7 protein-coding genes are annotated in these 6883 nt (G+C 72.2%); 5 read left to right on the top strand and 2 right to left on the bottom strand.

From position 1 onward, the window contains the following. Both ABD352_RS39420 and ABD352_RS39415 read left to right on the top strand, forming a co-directional pair. Positions 1-1000 (top strand): hypothetical protein (locus tag ABD352_RS39420; protein ID WP_344617685.1); only part of this gene is annotated, 1000 nt, incomplete at its 5' end. 132 nt (positions 1001-1132) lie between these two features. Next, positions 1133-1675, top strand: coding sequence for a hypothetical protein (locus ABD352_RS39415; RefSeq protein WP_344617684.1), 543 nt, complete (start codon positions 1133-1135; stop codon positions 1673-1675). Between the two features lie 177 nt (positions 1676-1852). On the opposite strand, the gene ABD352_RS39410 is transcribed toward ABD352_RS39415, so the two are convergent. Next, positions 1853-2920: a COG1470 family protein gene (locus ABD352_RS39410; protein ID WP_344617683.1), complete on the bottom strand. Its 1068-nt coding sequence runs from the start codon at positions 2918-2920 to the stop codon at positions 1853-1855. Positions 2921-3074: 154 nt separating this feature from the next. Here ABD352_RS39410 and ABD352_RS39405 point away from each other — a divergent pair, with 154 nt between their 5' ends. The 3 genes from ABD352_RS39405 to ABD352_RS39395 are packed head-to-tail and all read left to right on the top strand — an operon-like array spanning position 3075 to position 5367. Then, the gene (locus ABD352_RS39405) at positions 3075-3632 is read left to right on the top strand and encodes a sugar O-acetyltransferase (protein ID WP_344617682.1); all 558 of its coding nucleotides are present in this window, start codon (positions 3075-3077) and stop codon (positions 3630-3632) included. Further along, the gene (locus ABD352_RS39400; RefSeq protein ID WP_344617681.1) at positions 3632-4183 is read left to right on the top strand and encodes a TetR/AcrR family transcriptional regulator; all 552 of its coding nucleotides are present in this window, start codon (positions 3632-3634) and stop codon (positions 4181-4183) included. Before ABD352_RS39405 ends, ABD352_RS39400 begins: the two co-directional genes overlap by 1 nt. Beyond that, positions 4180-5367, top strand: a complete 1188-nt coding sequence (locus ABD352_RS39395) for an MFS transporter (protein WP_344617680.1) — start codon at positions 4180-4182, stop codon at positions 5365-5367. The genes ABD352_RS39400 and ABD352_RS39395 overlap by 4 nt, the downstream gene beginning before the upstream one ends. A gap of 139 nt (positions 5368-5506) precedes the next feature. Here the strand turns inward: ABD352_RS39395 and ABD352_RS39390 are convergent, their stop codons facing one another. After that, positions 5507-6718, bottom strand: a complete 1212-nt coding sequence (locus ABD352_RS39390; RefSeq protein WP_344617679.1) for an MFS transporter — start codon at positions 6716-6718, stop codon at positions 5507-5509. Positions 6719-6883: the final 165 nt, after the last annotated feature.

Here is a 6883-nt window from a genome sequence, read left to right as displayed (position 1 = left end):
CGGCGTGGCCGCGGAGGGATCGCCCGCCGCGACGGCCGCGACGGCGCCGCCGGCGGTGGCGTTGCCCGCGCAGATGCCCGCCACGCCGTCGCCGCCCCCCTCGAACGTCGCCTACCCGTCGGCCAAGTTCTCCTACAGCTTCGCCGCCTACTCGGCCGGCCCGTTCGCGATCACCGGCCCGGTGCTGGTCACCCCGGGCTACCAGGAGCTCTACGTGCGCCGGGGCGGCGAGACCTTCGACCTCTACGACGGTGCCGTCACCGGCGGGAAGAAGGTGGTCGCGACCTCGGCCGGCTTCAGCGCGCTGGTGACCGTCTACCGGCCCGGCGCTTTCCAGCCGACGCGCTTCACCAGCGGGGAGCCGGTGCGGGTGCACGGCCGGCCCGGGTTCTACGCCGCCGACGTGCCCTACCAGCCGGGCGAGAGCACCTCGCGCGGGGCGCTGGCGTGGCAGTACGCCGACAACGCCTGGGCCACCGTGGCCTCGGTGACCCCGGACGGCTACACCAAGGCGGAGTTCCTGCAGATCGCCGAGGGGCTGACGACGGCGCCGGCCAGGACGGCCACCACGCCGGTGAAGCTGCGGTGGACGCCGACCGGCTACGTGCTGACCTCGGCGGGCAGCACCGACGGGTACCCCAACGGCGCGTCGTACATGGTGTCGAGCGTGCGGCTGGTGAAGGCCCGGCCGGCGTACACGGGCCTGGTCGCCACGGTCGACGCCTCGGCGACGGGCACGGCGACGGTGCGGGTGTCGGTGTACCCGATCGAGTTCACCGACAGCACGCACCAGGTGCCGGGCGCGGCGAGCTGCAACGCCGGCAATCCCAACCTGTGCTACCGGATGACGGACGATGGGAAGTACCTCGTCGAGATCGACAGCAACGGCGGGGTCCCCGAGAGCGACCTGCGCAGGGTGCTCGACAGCGCGCAGTTGGCCCAGCCGGCCGACCCGTCGACCTGGTTCCCGGTGACCGGGGCCGTCCCGGGCGCCAGCTGACTGTTGAAGACCGCCGGCCGATGTCCTCTCGACGGGGCATCGGCCGGCGCCGTTTCGGCTGACAGAGCTGCACCCTTTTTGCACCTAGCCTGGATTTGTACCGATCCAGCCGATGCGAAGCGGGGACAGCCAGTGGCCACGATCATCGACAAGCCCGAGAACCCGGTCGAGCACCCGGCCGCGGCCGAGCGTCCCGCCGCCGCACCCCGCAAGCCCGGCCGTGCGCGGCTCGCCCTCGGCGCCGTCGCGCTGGCCGCGGTCGCCGGGCTGGCCGGCTGGCAGGCGCCGCACGCCGTCGACGCGCTGAGCAAGCCGAAGTACCTCGGAGAGAACGCCGACCAGGTGGCGACGGCCCTGGGCTGCAGCGGCTACACCCGGGCGGCCAAGCACGACAACGCCGTGTACCGGTACCGCGACCAGGGCACCTGCACCATCGACGGCACCGTCGTCACGATCACCACCTTCGACACGGTGGCCGACGGGCACACGTTCGAGGCGGTCATGCAGGCGGTCATCCCGGTGCTGCACCCGACCTGGTCCGGGGCGTCCTACGCGGCGGGCGACGGCTGGAACGTGGCCGACGCCCGCAACCTGACCCCCGAGATCGCCACGTTGGCCGTGCAGCGCCTCGGCATGGGCGCCACGCACGTCATCCCGGCCGGCGCGTCCTCTTAGGACCCTTTATCCGAAATGTCGGGCGCTGCCGCGCCACGACATTTCGGATTTATACCCCGTCAGGTTATAAGTCCGATAAGTCGTGGCGCGCCAGCGCCCGACTTATCGCTTTTGGGGCACTACGGGCCGGTCCAGGCCCATCGTTCATGAGCCCGGACCGGCAGCGGCGAAGGGAGGTCAGGCGCGGGCGAGCTGGACCTTGGTCGTCACGGATTCCTTGCGGTCGGGGTAGGTGCGGCCCTGGTCGTCGGCCGCGGCGGCCCACACGTCGAACTGCGACGCCGGCGGCTGCGTGGTCGCGCTGATCTTCAGCGTGACGACCCGGGTGCCGCCGGCCGGGACGCTGTCGGCCAGGCACGGCACCGGCTCCACGCCGGGCTGGATCGTGCAGTCCGGCGTCGACTGCGCCGTCAGGCCGCTGGGGAGGCCGAACGACAACCGCAGCTTGCCGGGGGTGGCGAACTGGCCGTTGTTCTTGACGGTCACCTTCACGGTGCCCTCCCACGAGCCGCTGCCGGTCGCGGTCATCGTCAGCCGCTCCGCGCTGATGCTCAGGTCCGTGACGTTCGGGTTGGCGGCGAACGACGTCGGGCCGCCGGTCTGGGTGAACGCGCTGCCGTTCCAGCCGTAGGTGCGCCACTGGTGCTGCGAGGCCTGCGCCGCGTCGCAGCACGGGCGGTACTCGCCCACGTCGACCCTGACCTGGCCGTTTTCGCCGGCCTGGATCGCCCAGATGGTCTCGATGTCGGCGCCCTGCTTGCCCGTGTTGCCGGCGCTGCCGACCACCTGGCCGAGGGTGACGATCTTGCCCTGCGCGTCGCGGCGCAGGGCGAGGACCTTGTAGTCCTGCCCCTGCGGGCTGCACGACAGCAGCACGACCGTCTCCGCCGTGCCGTCATGGTCGACGTCGGCGTAGGCCGGCTCGCCCTGCAGCTGCAGGATGCCGTGCTTGCCGGCGTCGAGCTTCACCGAGCCCGTCGGGCAGCTGTCGGCGAAGCCCTTCGGCCAGGCCGGAACCGACAGCGTCGCATTGCCGAGGTCCTCCTTGCCGATGCCTCCCGCGGCGGTCGTCGTCGTGGCCGTGGCGCCGACGCTTGCTGACGGCGCGGATGCGGCCCCGGCGGACGAGTCCGCGGACTTGCACGCCGTCAGAGGCGCGATCGCCAGCGCGGCCAGGCTCGCCGCGGCGATGGCGCGCGCCTTGGCCCGAATCCGAACGCTGCCCCCGTCAAGCACCGTGTTCACGGCTCTTCCTCTCCATCGGCGACCGGCTATCCCCGGTCGTACGGCGACAACACGTCCCGCCGCGAAGGAAGGTTGCAGCGAATTTTCGGCCCGGCTTCCGGCGCCCCGGCCACGCCATGTACAGGCGTACACAGTGCAGTGTACGTTTGTACACATGACCGAGAAGTCGATGCGGCAGCGCATGCTCGACGGCGAGCTCTACATCGCCGACGACGAGATCGCGGGCGACTACCTGCGCGCGCAGAACCTGACGCGCCGCATCAACGCCCTGCCGGCCGGGGACCGGGCCACGAAGCTGGACCTGCTCGAAGAGCTGCTCGGCGCGATCGGCGACGACACCGAGATCCGCACGCCGATGCAGTTCGACTACGGGTACCAGACCTTCGTCGGCGACCGGACGTTCGTCAACTTCGGGCTGGTCTGCCTCGACGTCGCGCGGGTGACGATCGGCAACGACGTGCAGATCGCCAGCAACGTGCAGCTGCTCACCGCGTGGCACCCGATCGACCCGCAGCAGCGGCGGGACAAGTGGGAGGCCGCCTCCCCCATCACCATCGGCGACAACGTCTGGCTCGGCGGCGGGGTCATCGTCTGCCCCGGCGTGACGATCGGGGACAACACCGTGGTCGGCGCGGGGGCGGTCGTGGTCAAGGACCTGCCGGCCAACGTCGTCGCCGTCGGCAACCCGGCCCGGGTCATCCGGGAGATCTGATGCCGACCCGCCGGCACGATCCCGACCGCAAGGACCGCATCATCGACGCGGCCATCGAGGTCATCGCCGAGCACGGGGTCGCCGGCACCACCCACCGGCTCATCGCCGCGGCCGCGGACGTGCCGCTGGGCTCGCTGACGTACTACTTCACCGGCCTGGAGGACCTGCGGGCGCAGGCGTTCCTGCGCCACGCCCGGCGCATGTCGGTCATCTACGAGGCCCACTTCGAGGGCGTGACCGGCCGCGAGCAGCTCGTCGAGGCGGTCACCGACCTCATCGACGGCGACGCCGGGGCGAGCGGGCCGGACTGGGCCGTCGCCTACGAGCTGTACCTCGCCGCCCTGCGCGAGCCGGCCCTGCGCGAGATCACCGAGATCTGGATGCGCACCAGCCGGGCCGTGCTCGAGCGGTTCGTCGACCCGACCACGGCCCGGGGCATCGACGCCCTGATCGAAGGCCTGGTCATGCACAAGACCCTGTCGACCGGACCGGTGTCCCGCCAGGACATCAGGACGGTCGTCGAACGAGTGATCGGAACAGCCACCCCATGACCGTGACCGCCCCCGCCCCCGTCGAGTTCCGGGCCGCAACCCGGGCCACGTACGCCGCCTTCATCTGGTCCGGCGTCGCCATGGCCAGCTGGGCCAGCCGCATCCCGCAGATCCGCGACGCCCTCCACCTCACCCCGTCCCGCCTCGGCCTGGTGCTGCTGTCCATCGCCGGCGGCTCGCTCGTCTCGCTCGTCGCCTCCGGGCACATCGTGAGCCGCTTCGGCTCGCGCCGGACCGTTGCGGCGATGGCCGGCCTGCTGGCCCTGGCCCTGCTCGGGGCCGCCACCGGGTACCACCTCGGGGTCGCGCCGCTGGTGGTGAGCCTCGCCGCGCTCGGGTTCGCCAACGGGGCGTGGGACGTGGCCATGAACGTCCAGGGCGCCGTGGTCGAGCGCGGGCTGGGCCGCTCGATCATGTCCCGCTTCCACGCCGGGTTCAGCATCGGTACCGTGGCCGGCGCCCTGCTCGGCGCGGCGATGGTCGCGCTGCACGTCCCGGTGTCGCTGCACCTGGGCGTGATGGCCGTCGTCATCGGGGCCGCCACCATCTTCGCGGTGCGCGACTTCGTGCCCGACGGCGCGTCCGAGGAGGCCGCCTCCGGCGGAGGGCTGCGGCACACGCTGCGCTTCTGGCGCGAGCCGCGCACCCTGCTGATCGGGGTGTTCACGCTGGCCTTCGCGTTCACCGAGGGCACCGGCATCGACTGGATCAACGTGTCGATGATCGACAGCTACCACGCGCCCGCCGCCGTGGGCACGCTCGCGTTCGCGCTCTTCCTGGCCGCGATGACCGTCGGGCGCTGGTTCGGGCCCAACCTGCTCGACCGCTACGGCCGGGTGGCCGTGGTCCGCGCGATCGCCGTGATCGGCGTGGCCGGCCTGCTGCTGTTCGTCTTCGGGCCGGTGACCGCGGTCGCCTTCGCCGGGGCGCTGCTGTGGGGCATCGGCGCGTCGCTGGGCTTCCCCGTCGGCATGAGCGCGGCCTCCGACGACCCGAAGGTGGCCGCGCCGCGGGTCAGCGTCGTGGCCTCGATCGGCTACTGCGCCTTCCTGGGCGGGCCGCCCCTGATCGGCTTCCTCGGCGACCACGTGACTGTAGTGCGCGCCCTGATCGCCGTGGCGGTCCTGCTCGCCCTGGCCTGCGCCGTCGCCGGTGCGGTCCGTCCGCCACGGGAAGTCTCTTGACACAGCGAAGCCGGCAGGGAGGCCCCCCAGGGCCGACCGGTTCGCCCAGTCTGGCTCGATGCGGCTTCGCTCTGATCGACCCAGACCAGGCGCTGACGGGAGCAACGGCCTGATAGTGAGGCGGACCTGAGCCAAAGGCTTATGCGTCTACCAACTCGGCTGAAGCTGGCCGGTTCCGCAGTGCCCACGCCACGACGCTGGGCATCGCGGAGCCGGCCAGCGCGAACACCGCGCCGAGTAACAGCCAGCCCGGCCAGCCCCAGCTCACGGCCAGCGTGGTGACCACGAACGGCGCGAGCATCTGCCCGAGCTGCATGCCGATCGCGTACGCCCCTTGGTACTGCCCATGCGCGTGCGCCGGCGCGAGCCCGAACGAGATCCCCCACCCCGACGCCGCGTGCCACAGCTCGGCCACGACATGGGTCAGCGCGCCGGCCACCAGCAGGGTTATGGTGACCGTGTGGTGCGCCTGGCCGGACAGCGCGTAGAGCCCGCAGGCGACGAGCAGCGCGAGCCCAGCCCGCCGGGCCGCCCGCGCGGCGCCCGTCGGCTCGTCGGTGCCGCGGGCCGCGCGGACCTGCAGCAGCACCACCGCCGTCGTGTTGGTCAGGAACAGCACGGCGATCAGCCAGCGGGGCGCGTCGGTGCGGTGCGCGATCCACAGCGGCAGCGCCACCTCGAACATCCCGAAGTGGGTCGACAGCAGCCCGTCGAGCGCGACGAACGCGAGGAACGGCTTGTCCCGCAGCGCGATCAGGCGGGGGCCGTCCGCCCGGCGGGGCGAGGGCGGCACGGGGTCGAGGCGGCTCAGCAGCACCGCGGCGCCCAGGTAGGTGACGGCGTCGCCCAGGATGAGCGCGAAGTAGGCCGGGCGGGTGTCCACGGCGAGCCCGACGCCGGCCAGCGCCGCGCCGGCCGCGATGCCGACGTTGGTGACCGAGCGCAGGTAGGCCCGGGTGTGCACGCGCCGGTCGGCCGGCACCACCCCGGCGATCACCGCGCCCTTGGCGCCGCGCTGGGCCGCGTCGGCGATCGCCAGCGGCACCGCGACCAGCAGGTACGTCCACACCGACCCCACCAGCGTCAGCGCGGCGGTGCCGAGGGCCTGCGCGACCAGCCCGGCCACGAGGACCCCGCGGGCGCCGGCGCGGTCGGCGACGTACCCCATCGGCGCGCTCGCCACCATGCAGACCAGCGCCGCGACGCTCAGCGCCAGGCCGGTCTGCGCGACCGAGAGCCCGGCGATCCGGGTCAGGTACAGCGCGCTCGAGGCCATCGACAGCCCGGAGCCCAGCGTGTTGACGAGCTGCGCGACCACGAGCAGGCGTAGCGGGCCGGTCGGGAGTGCCATGGCCAGACCATAGCAAGACGTACGTACGGTTTGCTACCCCGTCCTCAAGTGACCCTTAACAATTCGTTGGGTTTCGTTGGCTTGCGTTGACGCGCGTGATCGCCACGCCGACCCTGTTCGTGAGAGCGCTCTCACGAAAGGTAGAGAACCGTGCGATTGAGGACG

The organism is Dactylosporangium salmoneum (assembly GCF_039532525.1).
Taxonomy (GTDB): domain Bacteria; phylum Actinomycetota; class Actinomycetes; order Mycobacteriales; family Micromonosporaceae; genus Dactylosporangium; species Dactylosporangium salmoneum.
The sequence above is the reverse complement of the archived record's forward strand: the minus strand, read 5'-3'. Positions and strand labels throughout refer to the sequence as shown.